22 protein-coding genes, 1 pseudogene and 1 riboswitch are annotated in these 25,394 nt (G+C 40.7%); of the genes and pseudogenes, 16 read left to right on the forward strand and 7 right to left on the reverse strand.

The genetic code is table 11. From position 1 onward, the window contains the following. Positions 1-35: 35 nt before the first annotated feature. Complete coding sequence (locus tag G6R02_RS05205; RefSeq protein WP_164668183.1) at positions 36-1,055, reverse strand: FUSC family protein; 1,020 nt, start codon at positions 1,053-1,055, stop codon at positions 36-38. Positions 1,056-1,392: 337 nt separating this feature from the next. On the opposite strand from G6R02_RS05205, the pseudogene aceB reads away from it, so the two are divergent. The 7 genes and pseudogenes from aceB to G6R02_RS05240 all read left to right on the forward strand — a co-directional run bounded on the left by aceB (position 1,393) and on the right by G6R02_RS05240 (position 10,612). Next, positions 1,393-2,956, forward strand: a pseudogene (aceB, locus tag G6R02_RS05210) (malate synthase A). Position 2,957: 1 nt separating this feature from the next. Continuing rightward, positions 2,958-4,235: an isocitrate lyase gene (gene aceA, locus G6R02_RS05215; RefSeq protein WP_164668184.1), complete on the forward strand. Its 1,278-nt coding sequence runs from the start codon at positions 2,958-2,960 to the stop codon at positions 4,233-4,235. Positions 4,236-4,326: 91 nt separating this feature from the next. Then, on the forward strand, positions 4,327-5,277 hold the full coding sequence (corA, locus tag G6R02_RS05220; protein WP_164668185.1) for a magnesium/cobalt transporter CorA: 951 nt from the start codon (positions 4,327-4,329) through the stop codon (positions 5,275-5,277). 357 nt (positions 5,278-5,634) lie between these two features. Then, complete coding sequence (locus G6R02_RS05225) at positions 5,635-6,822, forward strand: C40 family peptidase (RefSeq protein WP_205520062.1); 1,188 nt, start codon at positions 5,635-5,637, stop codon at positions 6,820-6,822. 142 nt (positions 6,823-6,964) lie between these two features. Continuing rightward, positions 6,965-7,555 (forward strand): nitroreductase family protein, encoded by a 591-nt coding sequence (locus tag G6R02_RS05230; protein ID WP_164668187.1) that lies wholly within the window; start codon positions 6,965-6,967, stop codon positions 7,553-7,555. Between the two features lie 267 nt (positions 7,556-7,822). Then, on the forward strand, positions 7,823-9,010 hold the full coding sequence (locus G6R02_RS05235) for an MFS transporter (protein WP_164668188.1): 1,188 nt from the start codon (positions 7,823-7,825) through the stop codon (positions 9,008-9,010). Positions 9,011-9,112: 102 nt separating this feature from the next. Beyond that, on the forward strand, positions 9,113-10,612 hold the full coding sequence (locus G6R02_RS05240) for a BCCT family transporter (protein WP_164668189.1): 1,500 nt from the start codon (positions 9,113-9,115) through the stop codon (positions 10,610-10,612). A 29-nt stretch (positions 10,613-10,641) separates the two neighbouring features. On the opposite strand, the gene G6R02_RS05245 is transcribed toward G6R02_RS05240, so the two are convergent. Next, positions 10,642-11,226 carry a YitT family protein gene (locus G6R02_RS05245; protein WP_164668190.1) on the reverse strand — a complete coding sequence of 195 codons (585 nt, stop codon included), beginning with the start codon at positions 11,224-11,226 and terminating at the stop codon, positions 10,642-10,644. 107 nt (positions 11,227-11,333) lie between these two features. On the opposite strand from G6R02_RS05245, the gene G6R02_RS05250 reads away from it, so the two are divergent. The 4 genes from G6R02_RS05250 to G6R02_RS05265 all read left to right on the forward strand — a co-directional run bounded on the left by G6R02_RS05250 (position 11,334) and on the right by G6R02_RS05265 (position 13,692). After that, complete coding sequence (locus G6R02_RS05250; protein ID WP_164668191.1) at positions 11,334-12,557, forward strand: hemolysin family protein; 1,224 nt, start codon at positions 11,334-11,336, stop codon at positions 12,555-12,557. 80 nt (positions 12,558-12,637) lie between these two features. Further along, a riboswitch (guanidine-I (ykkC/yxkD leader) is annotated at positions 12,638-12,730 on the forward strand. Positions 12,731-12,814: 84 nt separating this feature from the next. Beyond that, on the forward strand, positions 12,815-13,153 hold the full coding sequence (locus tag G6R02_RS05255) for a DMT family transporter (protein ID WP_164668192.1): 339 nt from the start codon (positions 12,815-12,817) through the stop codon (positions 13,151-13,153). Continuing rightward, on the forward strand, positions 13,150-13,464 hold the full coding sequence (locus tag G6R02_RS05260; RefSeq protein ID WP_164668193.1) for a DMT family transporter: 315 nt from the start codon (positions 13,150-13,152) through the stop codon (positions 13,462-13,464). Before G6R02_RS05255 ends, G6R02_RS05260 begins: the two co-directional genes overlap by 4 nt. A gap of 78 nt (positions 13,465-13,542) precedes the next feature. Further along, positions 13,543-13,692 (forward strand): hypothetical protein, encoded by a 150-nt coding sequence (locus G6R02_RS05265; protein ID WP_164667193.1) that lies wholly within the window; start codon positions 13,543-13,545, stop codon positions 13,690-13,692. 265 nt (positions 13,693-13,957) lie between these two features. On the opposite strand, the gene G6R02_RS05270 is transcribed toward G6R02_RS05265, so the two are convergent. Genes G6R02_RS05270 through G6R02_RS05285 form a run of 4 tightly spaced genes read right to left on the reverse strand, consistent with a single transcriptional unit; the run spans position 13,958 to position 16,931 of the window. Next, positions 13,958-14,371, reverse strand: coding sequence for a Fur family transcriptional regulator (locus G6R02_RS05270; protein ID WP_164668194.1), 414 nt, complete (start codon positions 14,369-14,371; stop codon positions 13,958-13,960). Then, a complete protein-coding gene (locus tag G6R02_RS05275) occupies positions 14,358-15,221 on the reverse strand; it encodes a metal ABC transporter permease (protein WP_164668195.1) in 864 nt (287 codons plus the stop codon). Before G6R02_RS05275 ends, G6R02_RS05270 begins: the two co-directional genes overlap by 14 nt. A gap of 16 nt (positions 15,222-15,237) precedes the next feature. Then, positions 15,238-15,993, reverse strand: coding sequence for a metal ABC transporter ATP-binding protein (locus G6R02_RS05280; protein ID WP_164668196.1), 756 nt, complete (start codon positions 15,991-15,993; stop codon positions 15,238-15,240). Between the two features lie 11 nt (positions 15,994-16,004). Beyond that, entirely contained in the window at positions 16,005-16,931 is a 927-nt protein-coding gene (locus G6R02_RS05285) for a metal ABC transporter solute-binding protein, Zn/Mn family (protein WP_164668197.1), read from the reverse strand. A 219-nt stretch (positions 16,932-17,150) separates the two neighbouring features. Between G6R02_RS05285 and G6R02_RS05290 the strand changes: the two genes are divergently transcribed. Further along, positions 17,151-18,068, forward strand: a complete 918-nt coding sequence (locus tag G6R02_RS05290) for a proline dehydrogenase family protein (protein WP_164668198.1) — start codon at positions 17,151-17,153, stop codon at positions 18,066-18,068. A gap of 286 nt (positions 18,069-18,354) precedes the next feature. Further along, entirely contained in the window at positions 18,355-18,486 is a 132-nt protein-coding gene (locus G6R02_RS20230) for a hypothetical protein (protein WP_281347099.1), read from the forward strand. A gap of 171 nt (positions 18,487-18,657) precedes the next feature. Here the strand turns inward: G6R02_RS20230 and G6R02_RS05295 are convergent, their stop codons facing one another. Beyond that, the gene (locus tag G6R02_RS05295) at positions 18,658-19,512 is read right to left on the reverse strand and encodes a YitT family protein (protein WP_164668199.1); all 855 of its coding nucleotides are present in this window, start codon (positions 19,510-19,512) and stop codon (positions 18,658-18,660) included. Between the two features lie 211 nt (positions 19,513-19,723). Here G6R02_RS05295 and G6R02_RS05300 point away from each other — a divergent pair, with 211 nt between their 5' ends. The 3 genes from G6R02_RS05300 to G6R02_RS05310 all read left to right on the forward strand — a co-directional run bounded on the left by G6R02_RS05300 (position 19,724) and on the right by G6R02_RS05310 (position 25,382). Continuing rightward, on the forward strand, positions 19,724-22,123 hold the full coding sequence (locus tag G6R02_RS05300; protein WP_164668200.1) for a 3-hydroxyacyl-CoA dehydrogenase/enoyl-CoA hydratase family protein: 2,400 nt from the start codon (positions 19,724-19,726) through the stop codon (positions 22,121-22,123). A gap of 70 nt (positions 22,124-22,193) precedes the next feature. Then, positions 22,194-23,369: an acetyl-CoA C-acetyltransferase gene (locus tag G6R02_RS05305; protein ID WP_164668201.1), complete on the forward strand. Its 1,176-nt coding sequence runs from the start codon at positions 22,194-22,196 to the stop codon at positions 23,367-23,369. A 228-nt stretch (positions 23,370-23,597) separates the two neighbouring features. Beyond that, positions 23,598-25,382, forward strand: coding sequence for an acyl-CoA dehydrogenase family protein (locus G6R02_RS05310; protein WP_164668202.1), 1,785 nt, complete (start codon positions 23,598-23,600; stop codon positions 25,380-25,382). Positions 25,383-25,394 lie beyond the last annotated feature (12 nt).

A 25,394-nucleotide genomic window follows, 5' to 3' on the forward strand; every position in this document is an offset into this window, starting at 1 on the left:
AGCGGAAGTACTATTTTCCATGAAAAAAGCCACAATCACTGTGGCTTTTTGTAATATCTTTCAACCAGATTATAAATGGAGACAAGTTCATATAAAATAATTAATTCCGGCGGGAACCTGGTCGGATGTTCATCATTCTTTTTTGTAATCTCCTCATTATCATCCCAAAATATCTCTGTTAACTGCCGCAAATCCTCTTGGTGCTTGTCAGGCGAGTAGTATTTTTCGTTTTTCAGCGACTGTGCAAGATCAGTTATCGCCTTAAGGATTATCGTTCGCTCCTCCAGTGACCATGAAATACGTTGAAGAGGCGTATTGATTAAATTATTCAGGTGATAATGGATAAGCCGCAGTCTCTTTATATGATTTTGAGCCGACTTAAACTGTGTCTGTTCACTTCCGACAAGCGGATGATATTTGGTTTCTTCACGTTGAAAGCGAATCAATGTATCGGTCTGCTGTATGGTTTTGTTCAGCTGATTAAGCCTATTCTGGTCGCTGTTTTGGTTTTCGTCGCTTTCTTCAAGAATATCACGGAAAACCTTTTCGATGGCTTGTCCTGTTCGCTGTCGTATCCCTTTAATGTTCCGAATGATTTCCTCCGTGTAGTCCGGCGGTAAAACAAACATGTTTACAACAGTAGAAACAACTAACCCGGTAGTTGTCGTCCCAAGTCTGATAAAAAATGAAATTAAATAATTACTGTGAATTACCTCGACCATGGCAACAGCGGTAAGTGTTGCAACAAGTAATCCGGCATGCAGTTTTAATTTAAAGCATGTGGCAATCGTAAATACAGCTGCCAGGGTATATGTAAGTGGCGAATTACCAAAAACAGATATGAAAAATACTGCATATGCCGACCCGATAGCAGATGCTGGAAAACGTACCACACCTTTTTTAATCGAGTCAGAAACAGTTGGTTCGATTGTTACAATGGCTGTTATCACGGCGAACACGGGCGGCCAGTCAAGCAGTACACAAATCCAGGCAGTAATAAATATTGATACCCCTGTTTTTACAACCCGGCTCCCGGCGATTTTCAAGTACTTCATATCCTTCAACTCCAAAATATATTCCACATCTTATTTTTCCATAGTTGATCGCATTTGCAAAATTTTTATAAAAAAAGGTTGCATTTTTATAATTATTCGCATAGACTGTATTATAACAATAATAAATTATTTATATCTGTTATATATAAGTGGAGGTGAAAAAATTGGAAAGAACGATTTGTCCTGAATGTGGGAATCAGGTAGACAATCGCAACTATGTGCTGGAATGTGATTATTGTCTATCAAAAAAGGAGGAGTAAATTTTTTTGCACATATTGTTATATAACAATATATAATAATTACTTATGTATTATAACAATAGAAGGGCGGAGGGAACATGTTAACAAAAAATGATGATGTACAAATTACCAATCAAATTAGTGAACGGTTTGATGAAGTGCTGACCGAGGATGCACTGGAATTCATCGTAAAGCTTCATAATCAATTTGATGAACGCCGAAGAAGTTTATTAAAGATACGGGCACATCTGCAGGAACAATTGAATAAAGGGAAAGAATTGGTTTTTCTGGGCGAAACCGCGGAAATTCGTGAAAGAGAATGGACGGTTGCATCACTGCCGGAGGATTTAAAGGACCGGCGAGTTGAAATTACCGGGCCGGTTGACCGGAAAATGGTGATTAATGCGCTTAATTCAGGTGCAAAGACGTTCATGGCGGATTTTGAAGATGCGACCTCACCTACTTGGAGTAATGTAATTAACGGGCAAATTAACTTAAAGGATGCCATCCGACGGGAAATTGATTTTCATGGTGATAATGGGAAGTCATATAAATTAAACGAAAATACTGCTGTTTTAATGGTAAGACCGCGTGGCTGGCACCTGGATGAGCGAAATATAACCATTAAAGGGAAGCCTGTTTCTGCCAGTTTAATAGATTTCGGATTGTATTTTTTTCATAATGCCAGAGATATTGAGTCGGGGTACTGGACCGTATTTTTATTTGCCGAAACTGGAAAACCATCTGGAAGCACGGCTCTGGAATGATGTATTTCTTTTCGCGCAACAGGAGCTTGGGCTGGAACCAGGTACGATTAAAGCAACCGTTCTCATTGAAACAATAACAGCAGTATTTGAAATGGATGAAATATTATATGAGTTACGCGAACATTCAGCAGGTTTAAACTGTGGCCGCTGGGACTATATTTTCAGTTTTATTAAAAAGTATCAAAAGCATCCGGAGGTTATTTTGCCTGACCGGGCATCTGTGACAATGGAAGTGCCATTTATGCGGGCATATTCATTACTGGCAATTAAGACCTGCCACAAGCGGGGAGCACCGGCAATTGGCGGGATGGCTGCCCAAATACCGGTCAAAAACGATGAAAAAGCAAATAAAGCAGCTTTTTCCAAAGTGCGTGCTGATAAGGAACGTGAGGTGAACGATGGTCATGACGGTACATGGGTTGCACATCCGGGGATGGTCCAGCATGTCAAAGATATTTTTGATAGAAAGATGCCTGCAGCCAACCAGATTGATAGACAGCGGAATGATGTTCATGTCACAAATAAAGACTTACTGGAATTGCCTTCAGGAAAAATAACCGAATCAGGCCTGCGAACAAATATAATTGTGGGAATTCAGTATATTGCTGCTTGGCTTAGGGGAAATGGTGCTGTTCCAATCAACCATTTAATGGAAGATGCTGCCACAGCAGAGATTTCCCGGGCGCAGGTATGGCAATGGGTCCGCCATCCAGAAGGGGTTCTTGACGATGGTCGGAAGGTAACAATGGAGATGGTTGATCGTATTTTGCGGGAGGAAATGGATGAACGATATACCGAAGCGGTGGAAATTTTCAGGGATCTTGTTAACCATGATGAATTTCAGGAATTTCTTACGTTACCGGCATACGACAAATTAATTGAAGGGGGAAAATAAAATGGAGAGAAATCGTGTCGAAATGATTCAACAGGAGTGGGATAACGCTATTCGTTGGGTGAATGTGGAGCGTCCATACACGGCGGAGGATGTCGTACGACTACGGGGGTCAATTGACATAGAACACACCCTTGCAAAAAAAGGTGCAGAGAAATTGTGGAAGCTTGTTAATGGTGACGACTATGTGAATGCATTGGGTGCATTAACTGGTAATCAAGCGGTTCAACAGGTGAAGGCGGGGTTAAAGGCGATATACCTGAGCGGCTGGCAGGTAGCTGCAGATGCCAACATGGCAGGACAGATGTATCCTGATCAAAGTCTCTACCCGGTAAACAGCGTTCCTAATGTGGTGAAACGAATTAATCAGGCATTACAGCGTACGGATCAGATTCATTATGCAGAAGGTGATGATTCGACGGATTGGTTTGCACCAATCGTTGCTGATGCGGAAGCCGGATTTGGCGGACAGTTGAATGTATTTGAGTTAATGAAGGCAATGATTGAAGCCGGTGCCTCAGCAGTTCACTTTGAAGATCAGCTTTCATCAGAAAAAAAATGCGGGCATTTGGGCGGGAAAGTATTACTTCCAGCACAGACAGTGGTTCGTAATCTGATTTCCGCCAGATTCGCAGCAGATGTCATGGGAACGTCAACGCTAATTATTGCAAGAACAGATGCCAATGCGGCTGATATGATTACAAGTGATGTTGATCCGTATGATGTATCGTTTTTAACCGGTGAACGAACAGCGGAAGGATTTTTCAAAACAAAAGCCGGGTTGGATCAGGCAATTGCCCGAGGATTGGCATACGCACCATATGCAGACCTGATCTGGTGCGAGACTTCAGAGCCGAATTTGGAAGAAGCACAACGGTTTGCGGATGCAATTCACGAAAAATATCCGGGAAAACTGTTGGCTTACAATTGCTCCCCGTCCTTTAACTGGAAAAGGAAACTGTCGGACCAGGAAATTGCTGACTTTCAGAAAGAGCTTGGACGCATGGGATATAAGTTCCAGTTTGTAACATTAGCAGGGTTCCACGCCTTGAACCACAGCATGTTTGACCTGGCCAGGAAGTATAAAGAGCATGGAATGGCTGCATACTCCGAATTGCAGCAGGCGGAATTCGCAAGTGAAATTGATGGCTATAGTGCTACCCGGCACCAGCGCGAAGTTGGCACAGGTTATTTTGATGAAGTGGCTCAGGTGATTTCAGGTGGTACATCTTCAACCGGGGCATTGGCAGGATCCACCGAAACGGAACAATTTACATCCTGATAATTACGACACCCTCCATTTGCGGGGGTGTTTTTTGTTTAATCAAAGGTGGTTTGGGAAAAGTAAGGTAGCATGAGGAAAGGAAAATTACATGATACGCATTGTGGCACAAACAAACGACAACGAGATAGTTATAAATTTGACCATGGAAGATTTAAGGAAACAACATTTTTCTTGGGTCTGGGTTGATTTTGAAGCACCATCCCAGGAAGAAATTGCCTTGCTGGAATCTCATTTTCATTTCCATCCGTTGGCGGTGGAGGATTGCATGCATGAGTTACAGCGGCCGAAACTTGATTATTATGACAACCATTCATTTTTTGTTATTCACGCAGTTGATAAAGAGGATCTGTCCAAAAAGGAAATTGATATCTTTCTTGAAAAAAATAGGATTGTCACATTTCATGCGCATGCTTCAGGTTCGATTAATGCTGCCTTTAATATGTTTAACGGTATAAATAATAAGGAGGAGCTGGATGAATTTTTTGTATTTCACCAGTTGTTGGATAATGTCGTCGATAAATATTTTCCAATTGTATATGATATTGAGGATCATATAAATGAACTTGAGGATAATACAAAGCAATTATCTATGGAACAATTGCTGGAACAACTATTTGACCGACGAGGTGAACTGCTTAAACTCAGACAGACAGTACATCCGATGCGCGATCTGTTATACCGTGTATTGAACACGCATCATCTGGAAGGAATCGATGACCGGCGTGAGTACTTTGTTGATATTCATGACCATTTGATTAAGGTTGCTGATATGATTGCCTCCAACCGGGAAATGACCCAGGATATCCGTGACAGTTATCTTTCATTGAGCTCCCACCAGACGAACCGTACCATGCAGATGCTGACAGTCATATCAGTTATTTTTATGCCACTGACGTTCATTGTTGGCGTATATGGCATGAATTTCGAGTTTATGCCGGAATTGGATGAAAAATATGGGTATTTTGTCGTATGGTTTATTATGCTGGCCATTGGCACATTAATGTTTTTCTGGTTTAAGAAGAAAGGATGGTTTGATTAAAAGGCAGGGAAAAAGTTTTTTATCAAAAAGAATGTCCGAACATACTGGCCTTTTCTCCCGCAGGAGTCTACGTATATTTCCTCCGCTTTATCTGCCGTACATTATACGTTTCTTATGCTGTACGTTTTTGTTATGTCCTATCCTTTTTTATGAAAATTTCGCTTTCATTTTTGAAATACAATTGTAATACTCCTATTATATTCATGTCATTTTTACATGATATAATACGAATTACCTAAAATGATAGATTACATAGATTTTAAAAATACATCACATTACTGCAAATTACTTTGTAAATCGTGAATAAATACATATAAGGCGTTTTGCGGTTGTGAAATGGAAGCGGGGAAGAGAAAGTTGAAAAAAACGATAGGTACAATAGCCACAGCTGGTGTGGTTATTCTAGGAAGTGCTTTTTTCAGTAATTCTGTCCATGCTGACACAATACAGGAAATTCAGTCACAACGTTCAACGGTTCAATCAAATCTATCAGAAACAGAGCAAAAAATAGCTGATGTAATGGTAGAGTTGGAAAAGTTAAACGAAAAAATAGAAAACGTTAATAATGCTTTGGCAGCAAACGAAGAGAAAATGAAAGAAACGAAGAATAAAATAGAAGATTCCAAACAGGAAGTTGAAAAGACAAAAGAAGAAATCAACGTATTGGAAGATAAAATAGAAAAGCGGAAGGAAATATTAAAAGACCGGATCGTATCCCTGCAAAAAAGCGGCGGGGACATCAGCTTTCTTGAGGTTCTTTTTGGTTCCAAGAGCTTTGGTGACATGATTAGCCGGATGTCAGCTGTAACGAAAATTGCTGAGTCTGATGAAAAGCTGATGGAAAACCAAAAAGAGGATAAAGCTCAATTGGAAGAGAAGCAGGAAGCAGTGAAGAAAAGATTATCCGAACTGAAAGATATGAAAGTGGAACTGGAAGGTATGCAGGAAACTATCCAGGCACAAAAACAACAAAATGAAAAAGATAAGCAAATATTAAAAGAAAAAGAACAGAAGTTAAAAGGAATGAAGAATAATCTGGAGGATAAAGACAGAAGTTTGGCATCCATTGAACGTCAGCTCCGCAATCCTGATAGCAATTCTTCCAGCAACAGTTCAAATGGGTCATCTTCATCATCATCTGATGGTGGTAAGCTGACACAGCTAAGCAAGTCTTCAGGCGGCAGCTTCAGTTCAGCAATTCAGGCAGGATATTCCCAGATTGGAACACCTTATGTAATTGCCGGAAAAGGACTAGGCGGATTTGACTGCTCCGGGTTTGTATCATGGGCATTTGCACAAGCGGGGGTATCCATTCCATCAAGCACATCAGCATTGGATTCTATTGGGAAAAGAATTCCATACAGCAGTGCTCAGCCTGGTGACCTGGTATTCTTCAATACGTATAAAACGAACGGACATGTTGGAATCTACCTTGGAAATGGCAAGTTTCTTGGATCTCAGAGCAGTACCGGGGTTGCAGTTGCGAGTATGAGCAATACTTACTGGAATAGTCACTTCTCCGGCCATGTACGTCGTATTCGATAATTAAAATCAGAAAGATCTATCCAGTTGGGTAGATCTTTTTTTATGGAAGCATATTGGTTATCAATAATGTTTAGAAAATGTATAATAGCTTTCGGAGTATTTACATGTAAAACGAACATAGAAAAAACAAGGAGGAATACCTATGTATGAAGTAAAAGAGTTTCGAAAGGTGTCATATGATATTGACCCAATTTACATAAAACGGTGGTCGCCACGATCATTCTTAAATAAGGAAGTTTCAGACGATGTACTGCACAGTTTATTTGAAGCAGCACGTTGGGCACCATCAGCTGCGAATATGCAGCCATGGCGGTTTGTAGTTGCACGTACAGAGAAGGACCGGGAAAAATTTCTGTCATTTATTAACGAAGGTAATGTTGCATGGTGTAAAAAGGCGCCAGTTTTGACAGCCGTCGTTTCGAAAATGGATGCAAAAACTACGGGTGGAACTAATCCTACACATGCATTTGATACAGGTGCAGCATGGGGTTATCTGGCTCTTGAGGCAGCACGCAAAGGATTAGCTGTACATGCGATGGGTGGATTTGATAAAACGAAAGCAAAAGAAGTTTTGGGAATTCCTGAAAATTATGCTGTACACGCCATCGTTGCCATTGGCTTTCAAGGTGAAAAAGAGGCATTGCTCGAGAAGTTACAGGAGCGTGAAAAACCATCTGACAGAAATGAAGTCGACACATTTATTTCAGAAGGAACATTTGAAGAAAAACTATAAAGATCTCCCACGGTGGAGATCTTTTTTTGCAAATTTTCGATTGAAAAGCAGGAACTATCAGGCCAAGACCTAAGAATCATTAGACAGGAAACAGTCATATCTGAAGAATAGGAAAAACATCGGCAGAACAGCGCAAACATCGGCAGAACAGCGCAAACATCAGCAGAAGAGTATGAACATATCCCGAACAAAAAGCCATTGCGCATTCACATACAGTGTGCTACCATTCTAATCTTATAATAATAAACTAAAAGTGGGGACAATCTAATGGGTGCGAGGAAAAGAGTAATTGGGATAGCGTTGCTTACTGCTCTGGCTGTGTTGGGAGATTCGATGTTATTTATAGTTCTACCTGTATATTGGAGAGAAATGGGGTTAACCGCAATATGGCAGATTGGTGTGCTGCTTTCGGTCAACCGCTTTATTCGACTGCCTGTGAATCCATTGATTGGAATTTTTTATAAGTATTTCAGCCTGCGTACAGGTTTATTGATTGCTTTATTTTTAGCGGTTGTTTCCACTTTTTCATATGGAGTTCTAACAAATTTTTGGCTGTTATTTCTAATGCGGATCCTTTGGGGTATAGCATGGTCGTTTCTTAGACTTGGCGGCTATTTAACAGTTATCGAAGTTTCTGATAGTAATAATCGTGGAAATTTAGTCGGATTGTATAATGGTTTGTGGGGACTGGGTGGATTAGTTGGAATGTTTGGCGGCGGTTTGCTTATTGATCAAACATCGATATTTTTTGTTACTGCATTGTTTGCAACAATGGGGATTACAGCTTTTCCGCTTTTATTCCTGTTCGTCCCAAAAGTCCATTCGGAAACCAGCGACAGGAAGAATGCGATAAATACAAATGCACTTTCCAGTTATGTATGGATGGTACTGCTGACGGGGTTGACGATGGGGTTCATCGTATTCGGGCTTTTTGCTGCAACATTAAGCCAGTTAATTGACCGGAGTTTTACGGAAAATTGGACATTTTTAAATGTAACAGTTGGCGCCGCGACAATTGCGGGTGTTATTCAGGCAGTTCGATGGAGCTGGGATCCCTTTGTCGCATCGTATTTTGGGAAGGTTTTGGATAGTGCAAAATCAAAAATAAGACTTTTATACGTTCCATTAGTGGGGGGTGGAATGTTACTATTTTTTATGGGCTTCACGCAAACACTCACGATATTGGTTTTATTACTTCTTATTTTCCAGTTGATGTCGACCATGTTCGTAACGACGACCGATACATTAGCGACCAATGCTGCCGGAGAGGCTAACTCAATAAAAATAATCACGTTACATACAATTGTAGTTGATGTTGGTGCTGCACTTGGGCCTTTAATGGCGTATATTGTTATTCAGCATTTTAACCTCACTGTTGCCTACATCTTCTCAAGTGTTATTATGTTAATTTTATTGATTGCCTGGTTTAGTTATAACAAAATTGCAAAGAGGTAATCCGAAATGTTTAGTTTTGCGCGATTCGGGTTAAATTACATATGATATCCCTTTTTAGTCTCTGTAGTCCATGCAAAATAATTTAATCGGAAAGGACCAATTATGGAAAAACATACGTATAAAAATCCTGTATTTTTTGTATCAGCAATTATAGTATCATTATTAGTAATAATCGGTGCGATAATGCCTGAAAAGTTTGGAGAAGTAGCGGGTGAACTATTTAATTTTACCACCATTAATTTTGGCTGGTTCTATTTATTAGCTGTCTTTATTTTTGTTTTATTTTTAGCAGGTCTTGCCATAAGTAAATATGGTAAAGTTCGATTAGGATCCCAGGATTCACGCCCGGAGTATCCGTTTTTTACATGGATCGGCATGCTGTTTTCCGCCGGATTCGGTGCTGGGTTGGTTTTCTGGGGTGTGGCTGAGCCAATGAGTCATTTTTTTGAAACGCCTTTTCTGGGATTGGAAGCCCAGACAGAAGAATCCGCAAGAATTGCAATGGGGTATGCCTTTTTCCATTGGGGAGTCAGTCAGTGGTCAGTGTTTGCTGTAGTTGGCTTAATTATTGCTTTTCTCCAGTTTAAGAAAGAAAAGAAAGGATTAATATCGACAGCAATACAGCCGGTAGTTGGCGGAAACAGGGCACTAAGCGGTACCATCGATACATTAGCTGTTATTGCAACAGTAATGGGGGTGGCAACATCATTAGGGCTTGGGATTTCGCAGATGAATGGCGGTCTGAAAAGCGTATTTGATGTACCGAATTCCATTTGGATTCAAATGGCAATTGCCGGAGTCATGCTTGTAACTTACTTACTTTCATCAAGTACTGGATTAAATAGAGGGATCAAGTGGCTGAGTAATCTGAATTTGGGATTATGCTTGTTATTATTGGTTTTTGTATTCGTTGCAGGACCGACAGTATTTATATTAAACACGTTTGTACTGGGACTGGGCGATTATATAACTAATTTTGTACAGTACAGTCTGCGTCTTACACCTTACAACGGTGAAACGTGGGTTCGTGAGTGGACAGTATTCTACTGGGCATGGTCAACTGCGTGGTCACCATTTGTTGGTGCGTTTGTTGCCCGTGTATCCAGAGGAAGAACGATTCGTGAATTTGTTTTTGGTGTACTTGTTGTGCCACCGCTGATTGCTTGTCTTTGGATTGCTGCATTCGGCGGAACAGCTATTTACAGTGACTTATTCAATGGAACACAAATTGCTGAAGCAGTAAATGCTGACATGACTGTTGCACTGTTTGAGACATTTACTGACCTGCCAATGCCGATTGTTCTGTCGTTACTATCCATTTTTCTGATCTTCACTTTCCTGGTGACTTCTGCAGACTCAGCGACATATATTTTAGGAAGTATGACATCAAAAGGAAGCCTTAATCCGGCATTAGTTGTAAAAATAATCTGGGGGGTACTGATTACAGCTATTGCTGTCGTATTACTGCTAGCAGGTGGACTGGATGCACTACAGACTGCATCGCTTGTATCCGCACTGCCGTTCACAATAATTTTACTTATAATTGTTGCAGCCTTTTTAAAGATGCTTAAAAAGGAACAGATACCAAAAAATAAAGAATAAACGACTTGGAGCAGCTGAAAGAATTTCTTTTAGCTGCTTTCTTTTACCCGCCCAAAGTAGTCCGTTATCGTAAATGTTGTCACGCCAATCATGATTACCATCAAACTGGAATAAATGATTGTTGCCTCCTGGATGATAAGCCAGCCAAAAAGAATAACAATACTATCAATAATAAATATAATTACTCCTACATTGAAAGAAGTTACTCTGGCAATCATTAATGCCAAAAGATCTATCCCGCCTGTGCTGGTTTTTGTCAGCATCATAATACCGATGCCTGTACCAATTAAAAACCCGCCTGAAATTGCACTTATTAATATGGGAGCCGTATGCCAGGAGGATAATGGGTGAAAATAATCAATAAGTAATGAAGATACAAGTAAACCGTGCAGTCCATTATAAAAATACGTACGAAAGCGAAACCAGGCGTAAACATATAACGGCAGGCTTAAAACAATGATTGTCAGACCTGGCTTAAGTCCCAGGGTATATTTAGAAATCAATCCCAATCCGATGATTCCACCATCGATTAAATGGTTAGGAATAACAAAATAGTTTACGCCAATTCCAATGAAAATACTGCCGATTAATATCGATGCTATTTTTTGCAGCAAATGTATCACGCACCATATAACTTGTCCTGAAAATTTCCGCTTATTAAAAGATATGTAGGGTTAATCCAAATTATCCGTAAAAATGAGTTGAAAAAGGAGCCATTCTTGTGATTATTGCAATTATTGTTTTATTGTTTGTTTCATTTTTCTTCTCAGGAAGTGAAACGGCGTTGACAGCCACCAATAAGATGAAGCTAAAGACAAAAGCTGATAAAAATGATAAAAAGGCAGAAAAACTCTTGGATCTGGTTTCCAAACCAAGTGAGTTTATAACAACTATTTTAATCGGAAACAATATAGCCAATATATTACTCCCGACGCTCGTGACAACGCTTGCGATTCAATATGGATTTAATGTTGGTCTTGCTTCTGCTATTTTAACGGTTACCATTATTGTTTTTTCCGAAGTCATTCCAAAATCAGTGGCGGCTGCCTTTCCCAATCGTATTTCATTAGCTGTTTCACCGGTAATACGTTTTTTCATGGTACTGTTTAAGCCAGTCACGATTGTGCTGAATTGGCTGACGGACAACATTACCGGGGCACTGGCAAAGAGGGACCCGAATGATAATGTGTCTGTGTCCAAAGAAGAATTACGCAGCATGATCGATATTGCCGACTCGGAAGGGACATTCAACGATGCGGAGTCTCATCGTATTAAAGGGGTACTTGACTTTTACAATTTGGATGTTAAAGATGTCCTGAAAACACCACGGGTCGATATTATGGCACTGCCATCCACCGCTTCTTTTGAGGAAGTAAGAGATGTTGCCATCCAAAATCCATTTACGAGGTATCCTGTGTATAATACGAGTATAGATGATATTTTTGCAGTCTTTCATTCAAAATATTTGATTTCCTGGTCCATGGAGCCTGAGAAACCGTTACAGGCATTCAGTTACCCGGATCCGCTAATTGTATTTGAGTTTCAGTCGATTGAATGGGTTTTCCGGAAAATGACGAAAGAGAAGAAGCATATGGCGATTGTGCTTGATGAATATGGTGGTACAGAAGGAATACTGACACATGAAGATGCCATTGAAGCAATGATTGGATTGGAAATTGAAGATGAAATAGACCTTGAAGGTGAGGGAATCGTTGAAGCACTTTCGGAGAATGAAATAATTTGTGATGGAAAAATCACCCTTCATCGACTTAATTCACTTTTTGATACCGAAATTCCCGAAGAAGAGGATGTACTTGCCGGTTATTTGCTGAAGGAATTTAATGATTTTCCTGAAGAGGGAGAAACCATTGAGCGAAACAATTTGACATTTAAAATACTGGAAATGGAAGGAAGAATGATTAGGAAAGTTCAGATTAATAAATAATGTTGAGCTTTCCGAATGTAAAAGGCCAATAATATGTGTTTGACTGTAGTTGACGATTAGGCTATACTACTATCATAAAGTAAGAGGTTTTCTAGGGTTCCGCAGCAGAGGCTGGGCTGGTCCGAGAGAAAACGCACGGAACGTGTACACGGCGGGACAAAAGCCCGGGAGGATATCTGAGTGATGGATATCGTCCCGGGCTTTTTTATTTTTTAACCCGGGTTAAATTTTCAGGACTGTACATTGAGGTGATTATCATGAATAAAAGCTGGAATATATTATTTTTGGCAGGATTATTTGAAATTGGCTGGGTAGTTGGATTGAAGCATGCTGATAGTGTTTGGACATGGAGTCTGACCGCGGTTGCCATTTATCTTAGTATGCATCTGCTTATACTTGCTACCCAAAATCTTCCGGTAGGCACATCATACGCTGTATTTGCCGGAATCGGAACGACCGGGACCGTGATTCTGGAAATTGTGGTGTTTGGCGAGCCATTCCACCTGATTAAAATTATTCTTATTTTAATACTGTTAAGCGGTGTGATCGGGTTGAAACTGGTAACAGATGAACAGGCAGGTGAATGGGAATCATGAGTTGGATTTATTTAGTCATAGCCGGGTTTGGAGAAGTGTTAGGTGTTATGGGAATCAATAAAGTCAATCAGGAAAAAAGTCTTTTCTCATTCACGTGGCTGATCGGCGGATTTTTATTTAGTTTTCTGTTTTTGACCCTGGCAATGGAAGGTCTGCCAATGGGGACTGCTTATGCCATCTGGACTGGAATCGGCACGGCCGGGAGTGCGATTGCCGGTATGATTTTTTATGAAGAATCAACGGATTGGCGCCGCATGCTGTTTATCAGTATGATTATTGTGGCAGCTGCAGGATTAAAGCTGATCAGCTAGGGCATGTTTAGTTGGCGGATTATGCGGATAAACACTACTATGAAATCGTAATACTGATTAAGGGAGTACCTGTATCCGATGAATTTACGTCAACAGATTAAACAGCTGGAAAAGGTTAAAAAAGAAGGAAACAATAAAGTAATGTCGATGTATTTGAACACAGACCCTTCTGACCTTGAGCAGCATTTCCGCAAAGGTATTATATTATTTGCGACTGCTGGATCATGAAGAGTCAAAAGTGCTGGAAGAAATATTCAATTGAGTATTTTACGATATTAGCTGCTTCCTATTTCCCGGACTTATTTTCCGCTATTTTCGAAAATAACCCTTGATTGAACGACTTGGCGGACATATTTTCCGTTATCCCGTTAAATTACAGGTGAATCGCTTCTTTTTTGATGAATAGCAGAACAAATGTCCGCGAACAGCCTAAAAACACTACTTTTGTCACATATAGCGGAAAATATGTCCGCTTAGCCTTATTCGGAATCCCCTATGCTTCCTGACATACCGGACACAATCCGTATATCTCAAATTTATGTCCTTCGATTGCATAGTTGCCTAGGGATTGCCGCACTTCATCCATTGGACAGACTTCGATTTCCTTGGTTTTTCCGCAATCTTTGCAAATAAAATGATGGTGATGATGATGTGTGCAGCTGATCCGAAAGTGCCTTTCACCATTTAACTCGGTTGTTTCCAGTACGCCAATTTCATCAAATAAGTGCAGATTGCGATATACCGTATCAAAACTGATGCCTTTATATGCTGGCTCCAAATAGTTAAGCAGGTCTTTTGCTGTCCGGTAGCCGTCAGCTTCGGAAAAGAAACGCAATATATCTCTTCGCTTTGTGGTAGTTTTATAACCTTGTTTTTTTATTTCTTTGATGGCTTCATTCAGTTCCATTCGTAATCCCCCTTTTCCCTGGAGCTAACTTGAAACGTTTCATTCCAATCGATACGAGCAGGATGACAATCGATACAACGACTATTGTGCCTCCTGGTGGAATGCTGAAATAATATCCACTTATTAATCCTATAATAACAGCCAGTTCACCGAATACAACAGAAAATAGAATCATTTGCTTAAAACCCCGGGCCAGTCGCATACTGGCCGCAACAGGCAGTGTCATCAAAGCGGATACGAGCAATACGCCGACAACCCGAATGGAAGCGGCAATTACCAGTGCGGTTAATACAATGAACATCAGGTGTATTCGTTTTGCATGAATTCCTGAGATAACGGCGTGTTCCTCGTCAAATGAAAGGGTGACAAGTTCTTTATAGAATAATCGGATGACCAGAACGATGACGATGGAAATGCCCAAAATCGAATAAAAATCTTTTTGGCTTACTGCAGAAACGGACCCGAATAAATAGTTAAACAGTTCTGTATTAAATCCATCTGCGAGCGCAATAAAAATAACACTTAACCCGACACCGCCGGATAAAATAATAGGAATCGCCAGTTCCTGATATGCCTTATAAACGCCTCGCAGTTTCTCAATAAAAATTGATCCAAGGACTGAAAATCCCATCCCACTGTACAGCGGGGTGATGAACCCAAAAGCAAACTTTTTTTCAAGCAGAAGTCCAAACGCGATACCCGCCAATGTAACGTGTGACAGTGCGTCGGCAATCAGGGACAGACGCCGGACTACGATGAAAGTTCCGAGTAATGGTGCAATGATTCCGACAAGCAGGCCGGTTAAAAATGTATGTCGTAAAAAATCGTATTGTAAAAAATCTGCCAGCATAATCTTTCCCCTTACTTTAATGGTCGTGTGTGACTTTATTAACAGGATGACCGTAGAATTGCGATAAATCACTTTCTGACAATGAATTATATTCTTCCGGCTTTCCGTGACAATGCAGTGTTTGGTTCAGACAAACAATATCTGTCGCGTGTTCGGTCATTGTCCCAGTATCGTGTGTGACAAGCAGCAACGTAATATTGTGTTCATTATTTAAATGATGTAAAAGTTCATAAAATCGTTGCACATTTTCATAATCGACACCAACAGTTGGCTCATCGAGAATAAGTAACTCCGGATCACTTACTAATGAACGGGCGATAAATACGCGCTGCTGCTGACCACCTGACAAGCTGCCGATATTCTCATTTGCATATGCAGCCAATCCTACCTGGTCAATCGCCTGCATTACTTTTTTCTTATGTCTTGCAGTAAAGAATTTAAAATAGCCGACTTTTGCAGTGAGCCCCATTGAAACAACCTCGAAAACGGTTGCCGGAAAGCCTTTGTTGAATGTATTGGATTTCTGCGAGACGAAGCCAATCTTGGTCCAGTCCTTATACTTTTCAACCGGTAGACCGAAAAGATTGACGTCTCCACTGTCCGGTTTTAACAATCCAAGAATTATCCTGATCAGGGTCGTTTTTCCACCACCATTCGGGCCGATTAATCCCATGAACGCACCCTGGGGAATTTCAAAGTTGATGTTATGGAGGACATGTTTGTGTTCATATGCATAATCAATATTTGTCATCGATACAACTGGTTTGGTCATCAGCTTTCCTCCTAATTTGTTGCCTGATCAAGCACGTCGAGATTGTGTTTCATTAGCGACAGGTAGTCGGCATTCTTTTCAATATCTTCTTCTGTTAACACAGACAGATTATGAATGTACAGTGCTTTTGCATCAATCTGCTCCTGGATAATTTTTGATACACGGTCAGAGCCATTTTGTTCAAAAATAACATAGTTCATATTTTTTTCTTTTGCCAGATCAATAATTTCTGTTAACTCTTTCTGGGATGGTTCATCACTTGAAGATAGACCGCTTATGGCGATTTGTTTAATACCGTAACGTTCTTCCCAATAGCCATATGCTGCATGTGAAACGAGTATATCCTTGTTTTCTTTTGCTTGCAGTGTCTCTTTAAAACGTTTTTCCAGCGCTATTATATCTTTTTTAAGGGAATTGAAATTTTCAATAAAAAGCTCTTTGTTTTCCGGGCTTAGATTGATCAGTTTATCTTTAATATAGCTGGACATATCAATCATTCGTTTTGGGTCAAGCCATATGTGCGGGTTGTGGTCACCATGATTATGACTTGCATGCTCTTCCTGTTTTTCCTCCATATGAAATAATTCCTCATGCTGACCAATTTCAACCATTTTAATATCCTGCGACCCAAGTGCAGCTGCTGCCGTTTCGGCGAATGCTTCCATCCCTGCTCCAAGGTAAATAAATGCATCACCTTCAGCAATAGCAGTCATTTCTTTTGATGATGGTTCATAAGAATGTGCGTCAACGCCAGGCGGGTATACCGTTTCAACATGAACAGTTTCTCCGCCAATCCGCTCAACTGCATATTGGATTGGATAAATAGTAGTATATATTGTTAAGTCAGTATTATTTTCAGAATTGGAAGAGGAGGAGGAGCATCCTGATGCAACAATTGCTATGATAATAAGCATAATAAATAGTTGATGACGTTTCATGATTTTATCCTCTCTGTGTTTAATCGCTATTATATAATATCGGAATGATTACGATTTGTAAATAAGAATGATTACGATTTCGAAAAAATAGTTATAGTAATTAGCTTGCACGGAATAGACCGAAAAAATAATTATCCAAAAATTAATGATACTCTTTTAACCAGATAAGTGATAAAATAACCATAGTAGACATATTCTATTAATTTGGGGGTATTCAGCGTGGAACAGCTTATGCGTAACTTCTTTTTATTTTTATCTAAAAATAAAACGCTTACAAAATTAGCGAAAAAATACGGGTTTAAGTTCGGTGCCTCCCGATTTGTTGCCGGAGTTGACATCGATCATGCATCCAGAAAAATCAAAGAAATTAATGAGGATGGTTTTGTCGTTACGGTAGACCACCTTGGTGAGTTTATCGATAATGAACAAGAAGCAAGGGAATCTGCGGATGAATGCATTCATGCGATTAAAACGATTGATGAAAAGGGTTTGAAGTCTGAAATGTCGTTGAAACTGACTTCGATGGGACTGGATATTTCAGAAGAACTGGTAATGGAGAACCTGCGAAAAATTCTCGAAGCAGGCAAAAAACATAATGTAACCGTTACGATAGATATGGAAGATTATGAACGCTGTGAAAAAACGTTGGATATATTTAAAGAGCTAAGAAAAGAGTATGAAAATGTGGGTACTGTACTTCAGGCATATTTGTACAGAACGGAAGAAGACCTGCAGGATTTGAATGAGTTTGATCCATATCTTCGCCTTGTAAAAGGTGCTTACAAGGAATCAGCTGAAGTGGCATTTCCTGATAAAAAAGATGTAGATGAAAATTATAAAAAACTTATTAAATTGAACTTATTAAATCGTAATTATACTGCAATTGGAACACATGACGATGATATTATCGACTATGTAAAACAATTGGAAAAGGAACATAATCTTTCACGGGATCAATTTGAATTTCAGATGTTATTCGGTATTCGTATTGAACTGCAGAACAAACTGCTCAATGAAGGATACAAAATGCGGGTTTACGTGCCATACGGTGATGACTGGTTTGGTTACAATATGCGCCGTCTGGCAGAGCGCCCTGCAAATGTCATGTTTGTGCTGAAAGGAATCTTTAAAAAATAACCAGGTAGCGCGGATGCACTTTCTGTGGATTTAAAGTAAAGTCCCGATGTGTATTCCCCCTTTACATGTATTTTGTTTAAAGGGGAATTTTTTTAAGTGTATCCTTAATAGAACTACGGTGGTTCCTTATTTGATAAATATATTTACAGGGATGGCAGGAAATCCTGATTAAGCAAATTGGACGCGTTAATTGAAGAACAGCTGGACACTTCAAAAGTGGGACAAGGGTGTAGTATACTAAGTACGAAGATATAAGAAAGTGAAAAACAGTCAGGAGGCACCTTACATGGGAAAGCTATCTAAACTAATGAAGCTTGCGAATGATCCAAAAGTAAAAAAATTAGTTAAAGAGGGAAAAGAGAAAGGTATTCCAATGATTAAAAAAGAACTGGAAAAAAGAAAAAGCAGATCCAAGTAGGTTTTCCCGAAGCATCAGCGCAATATTTTGGCATTTGTCCAGACGTGAGGTTGTAAATGATATTCAGAATGGACTACCGGAGTGAAGGCTTATCACTCACTGGGCGGCGACGGGTACCAGTGTCTTCCAACCGTGAGTGAATAAGCAACAGTTTTCCAGTAGAGTCTGCTGTTAAAACTTTTGCCCATAATATTTATCCAACGAGAATCCTCGTCCCAATACTTCGGATGCACTGATAAAGACAACAAACGAAGTCGGTTCTTCTTTTTGAAGAATCCGCTTTAACTGTACAGCTTCATGTTGCTCAGTCACACAGAGAATCATCGTTTTATTCTCCTTTGAATAACCGCCAACAGTACGAATTTTGGTTAATCCCCGGTCAATCCGGTCACGAATAATATCCTGAATTTTTTCCTCTTCCTCCGTAATAATCAAAATGAGTTTCGATGCGGACGTACGCAATTGGACGATATCAATTGTTTTACTTGTTATATAAATACACATCAGTGCAAACAACGTCAGCTCAAGATTAAACACAATAATAGATGAAACAACCACAAATCCATCCACAATTAACTGTGAATACCCACTGGAAAGTCCGGTGAATTTTTTTACAACCTGGGCAATTGCCGCTGTTCCACCTGTTGAGCCGGCACCTTTATATACTGTTCCAAGTCCAATTCCAAGCACGATTCCTCCGTAGACAGCACCTAATAAGGGGTTGCTGACGGTGAAGGGAATATCGGCAGTAAGAAAAATGACTAACGGTACCCAAAAAGTTCCCACCAATGTTTTAAAGCTGAAATCACTTCCCATTGCAAGCCAGCCAATGATAAAGATGGGGAGGTTAATTAAAAATTGCGTGTATGCTGGACTTAATTCATACAGTTCGAACAGGATTGTACTTATACCGGAGATGCCACCTGCTGCAAGTTTTGCCGGTAACAGGAATATGTTATAGGAAAGGGCAACGAGTGTTGCCCCGATAATTATTTGTACGTATTCGGTTGCAAGTTTTTTATTCATATTTGTTTATTCCTTTCTATTAATGAACCCTTATTATCTTAACGCAGTTCATGTATACATAAAAGTCTCAGGAATAAAAAAATACAATCAATTTTTATTGCGAAATATCAGAATATAACTTATACTGTTAATAGATGGATAGGTAACTATCTTTTATTTTTACCGCTAAAAATGAATGAGTATTCATTCAAATAAGATAGGGGGACAAAACATGAAGCAGACAATCAAGCGTGCTGCAGTGCTGGGATCTGGTGTAATGGGTTCCGGAATTGCTGCTCACTTGGCGAATGTGGGGATACCTACAATAATGCTTGATATCGCACCACGTGAATTAACCAAGGATGAAGAGAAGAAGGGCTTAACGCTTGAAGACAAAGCAGTAAGAAACCGTATGGCTGCACAGAGCAAAAAAGCATTGCTCAAACAAAAGCCTTCACCAATCACATCCAAAAAAAGCATGGACTTAATTGAAATCGGTAACATGGATGACGATATGGAAAAACTGGCTGAGGTTGATTGGATTATTGAAGTGGTCGTTGAGAATTTGGATATTAAGAAAAAAGTTTTTGCAAATGTTGACAAATACCGGAAAGAGGGAACAATTGTCAGCTCCAACACATCAGGAATTTCCGTGGAAGCGATGTCAGAGGATCGTTCAGAGGATTTTCAAAAACATTTTCTCGGAACACATTTTTTCAATCCGCCACGTTACTTAAAATTGCTTGAAGTCATTCCGACAAAAAATACCGATCCGGAAGTTCTCGAGTTTATGAAAACATTCGGTGAAGATATTTTAGGAAAAGGTGTTGTGGAAGCAAAAGATACACCGAACTTTATCGCTAACCGTATTGGAACATATGGACTGCTGGTAACCGTTCAGGAAATGCTGAAAGGCGGCTACAGTATTGGTGAAGTTGATTCGGTAACAGGGCCTGTGATCGGCCGTCCGAAAAGTGCTACATTCCGCACCCTGGATGTTGTTGGACTGGATACGTTCATCCATGTAGCCAACAATGTGCATGACCAGGTGGAAGGCAAGGAGAAAGAATTGTTCGAGGTACCTGACTTCATGCTGAAGATGCAGGAAAAAGGTTGGCTCGGTGCTAAAAGCGGGCAAGGATTTTTCCTCAAGAAAAAAGGGAAAGATGGAAGTACAATCTATCAATTGAATCCGGAAACATTGGAATATGAGGACCGTGGAAAATTAAAGACGGCTGCAACAGAAATGGCGAAACAGGAAAAAGGCTCACGTCGTAAATTGAAAGCGCTTGTATCAGCAAAAGGCGATAAAGCAGGCGACCTGGTCTGGTCCGTATTGAAGCCGGCGCTGATTTATTCCGCTGAACTGACTGGTGAAATTGCTGATGATATTGTTTCCATTGATCAGGCAATGAAATGGGGATTCGGCTGGGAAATCGGTCCTTTTGAAACGTGGGATGCGATTGGTCTTAAGAAGTCAGTTGAACGCATGCAGGCAGAAGGCGAAACAGTACCGGAATGGGTGCTTAAAATGCTTGAATCCGGAAATGAATCGTTCTATAAAACTGAAAATGGCAATGTTTATTACTATGACAATGGTGCGTATAAACAGCAGGACTTCAATCCGAAAGAAATTAATTTGAAGCGATTGAAAGATGTGAATGGTGTTATTAAAAAGAACTCAGGAGCTAGTTTTATAGATTTGGGTGATGGTGTTGCCGGACTTGAATTCCATTCGCAAAGCAATGCAATCGGTCTTGATATCATCCAGATGGTGAACTATGCAATAGAAGAGGTTGGCAAAAAATATAAAGGACTTGTCATTGGTAACCAGGGCAAGAACTTCTGCGTCGGTGCGAACCTTGGTATGATGCTGATGGCGGCACAGGACGACGACTTCTATGAACTGGATATGGTTGTTCGTCAGTTCCAGAACATGGCAATGAACATCAAGTATTCCGAAAAGCCCGTTGTGACAGCACCATTTAACATGACGCTTGGCGGGGGTGCTGAAGTTTCCTTGCCTGCAGCAGCAGTCCAGGCATCAGCTGAAACGTACATGGGACTTGTTGAATTTGGAGTTGGCTTAATCCCTGGTGGCGGTGGAACGAAAGAACTTTATTTGAAAGAACTCCGCAATCTGCCTGAGGGTGTTGATCTGGACTTGACTAAAATTGCAAATGACGTTTTTGAAAAAGTTGCCATGGCGAAAGTATCAACATCAGCTGCCGAGGCGCGTGAAAACGGATTTTTGGATAGTGGGGACGCTATTAGTGTGAACCCTGATCACTTGCTTCATGACGCAAAAGAAAAAGTGTTGGCGTTGGAAGCTGCCGGTTATCAGCCGCCTAAGCGTGAAAAGATACCGGTTGTTGGTGATGCAGGCTATGCGGCAATGTTGCTTGGTGCCAAAACATTACGCTTCGGCGGATATGCATCAGATCACGATGTGAAAATAGCTGAAAAACTGGCATATGTTTTATCAGGTGGACGTATAAAAGAAGGAACACTGATTGATGAACAAGTAATGCTCGATTTAGAGCGCGAAGCATTTTTGAGTTTAATAGCAGAACCAAAAACTCAGGCACGTATGCAGCACATGTTGTTAAAAGGAAAACCATTAAGGAACTAATACAAAAGGTGGAGGCGTCCGGTTAGTGACTGGACGCCGGGACCAGACAATACGAAGAGGGGGAGAAAATGTGAAGGAAGCAGTAATTGTTGCAGGTGCAAGAACCCCTGTAGGAAAAGCGAATAAAGGTTCACTGGCGAATTCACGGCCGGATGATCTGGCAGCATTAACAATAAAAGAAACATTGAAACGTGCCGGTAATTATGACGGCAATATTGATGATGTGATTATTGGTTGTGCGATGCCGGAAGCGGAACAGGGCATGAACATGGCACGTAATATCGCAGGGCTTGCCGGTCTTAAAAATGATGTTCCGGGTATTACAATCAACCGTTATTGTTCATCAGGCCTGCAAAGTATCGCATATGCAGCCGAGCGCATTATGGTTGGTGCCAGCGATACAATTATCGCCGGCGGAGCAGAATCTATGAGTCTCATACCTATGGGTGGTCACGTAATCAAACCGAACTCGAAACTGGTTCAGGATGCACCGGGATACTATATGGGAATGGGGCATACAGCAGAAGAAGTAGCTAATCGCTTCGGTATTTCCCGGGATGATCAGGACGCATTTGCTGTACAAAGTCACGAGCGTGCTGCAAAAGCGATTCAGGAAGGCAAATTCAAAGATGAAATTGTCCCTGTCGAAGTGACGCAACGTGTTGTCGGTGAAAAGAACAAAATCGAGGAAAAGAAATTCATGTTTGAAATGGATGAAGGTGTACGATCAGGTACAACGAAAGAAGTACTTGGGAATCTTCGCCCGGCATTTAATGTGAAAGGATCTGTCACAGCCGGTAACTCATCACAAATGAGTGATGGTGCCGCATCTGTACTGGTTATGGACCGCGAGAAAGCAGATTCGGAAGGTCTTAAGCCGCTTGCAAAATTCCATTCTTTTGCTGTAGCTGGAGTAGAACCGGAAATTATGGGTGTCGGGCCAGTTGAGGCAGTTCCAAAAGCATTGAAAATTGCTGGACTAGAGCTGAAGGATATCGGGCTGTTTGAGTTGAATGAGGCATTCGCGTCGCAATCAGTCCGCGTTATCCAGGCACTTGATCTGGACCCGAATATCGTCAATGTCAATGGTGGCGCCATTGCACTTGGACACCCGCTTGGCATGACAGGAACGAAATTGACATTAAGCCTTATTCATGAAATGAAGCGCCGCAACGTACAATATGGTGTCGTAACCATGTGTATCGGCGGCGGAATGGGTGCAGCTGGAGTGTTTGAACTGCTGTAGGTGGAGAGGTGCCTGTCACTTCCCGAATTTTGTCGAATTACCTGAAAACGCTGAAGTTTAGGTCAAAAACGCTAAAGATTGACTTGAAAACGCTAAAGTTCACAGCAAAATCGCTAAAGTTCACAATTAAAACGCTAAAGTTCACAATTCAGCGGCCTAACTTAAAGAAAAGGGCGTCCAAATCGTGGCGCCCAGCTTAATATTCCATAACGGAAAGGAACGATTTGAATGAGCGAGACAAAAGAAAAATTATTTAAAGGTGGAGCATTTTTAATTGAAGACCTTACTGGTGATGATGTCATTACACCAGAGGATTTCACAGATGAACACAAAATGATTGCCAAAACGACTGAAGACTTTGTAGCTGGTGAAGTACTGCCAAAAGTTGAAAATCTGGAAAATCATGAATTCGAACATTCTGTGGACCTGTTGAAAAAGGCAGGGGAACTCGGCCTTTTAGGTGCTGATGTACCGGAAGAATACGGTGGTTTGAATCTGGACAAAATCAGTTCATCACTGATTACTGAAAAATTCTCCCGTGCAGGTGGATTCTCGGTTACACATGGTGCACACGTTGGTATCGGTTCACTTCCGATTGTATTCTTTGGTAACGGTGAGCAAAAAGAAAAATATCTTCCGAAGCTTGCTACCGGTGAATTACTGGCAGCTTATGCGCTGACAGAACCAAGCTCAGGTTCAGATGCACTTGGTGCCAAAACAACAGCAAAATTGAACGAAGCTGGGACACATTACATTTTAAATGGTGAAAAACAATGGATCACGAACTCAGCATTTGCAGATGTTTTCATCGTTTATGCAAAAATCGATGGTGAACATTTCTCTGCATTTATTGTTGAACGTGAATTTCCGGGTGTTTCTACAGGACCGGAAGAGGAAAAAATGGGTATTAAGAGCTCTTCAACTCGTACACTGGTCCTGGAAGATGCAGAAGTACCAGTTGAAAATCTGCTCGGTGAAAAAGGAAAAGGTCACAAAATTGCCTTCAACATTTTGAACGTTGGCCGTTATAAGCTGGCAATCGGTGGTGTTGGTGGATCCAAACGTTCAATCGAAGTTGCAACAAAATATGTGAACGAACGTAAACAGTTCAATACACCAATTTCAAGTTTTAATCTGACAAAAGAAAAATTAGCTACAATGGCAGCAAGAACCTATGCCAATGAAAGTGCAGTTTACCGTACTGTCGGGTTGTTCGAACAACGCATGGGTGCACTGACTGATGAGCAGTTGAAGGATGGTCGTGAAGTTGCAAAAGCGATTGCTGAATATCAAATTGAGTGCTCAATGAACAAATATACTGCAACGGAATGCCTTGATTATGTTACAGATGAAGCTGTTCAGTTACACGGTGGATATGGCTTTATGGAAGAATATGAAGTTGCACGTGCATACCGCGACTCCCGTATAAACCGTATTTTTGAAGGAACAAACGAAATTAACCGTTTGCTAGTTCCGGGAACATTGCTGAAAAAAGCGATGAAAGGTGAACTTCCATTGCTTCAGGAGGCACAGAAGCTGCAGGAAGAGCTCATGATGATGATGCCTGAAGAAGTTGGCGATGAAGCCCTTGAACAGGAAAAATACCTCTTGAAAAATGCGAAGAAAATGGTACTGCTTGGTGCCGGACTTGCTGCACAGAAATATATGCAGAAGCTGGAGAACGAACAGGAAATCCTTGTTAACCTTGCCGATATGACAGCAGAGGTTTATAACATGGAATCTGCAATTCTTCGTACTGAAAAAGCAATCAACAAAGATGGAGCAGAAAAGGCGATGCAAAAACTTCTTTACACACAAGTGTATGTACAGGAAGCATTTAACCGTATTGAAGCAGATGCCAAAGAAACACTGATTGCTGTTGAAGAGGGTGATACATTACGGATGATGCTGTCATCACTGCGTAAATTGACCCGTCACACACCAACCAATGTTATTGCTAAAAAACGTGAGATTGCTGCGAAGATTATTGAAGAAGAAAAATACGTAATCTAATAAACTGCCACC

Origin of the sequence: Virgibacillus doumboii (genome assembly GCF_902806455.1) — a bacterium.
GTDB lineage: Bacteria > Bacillota > Bacilli > Bacillales > Amphibacillaceae > Lentibacillus > Lentibacillus doumboii.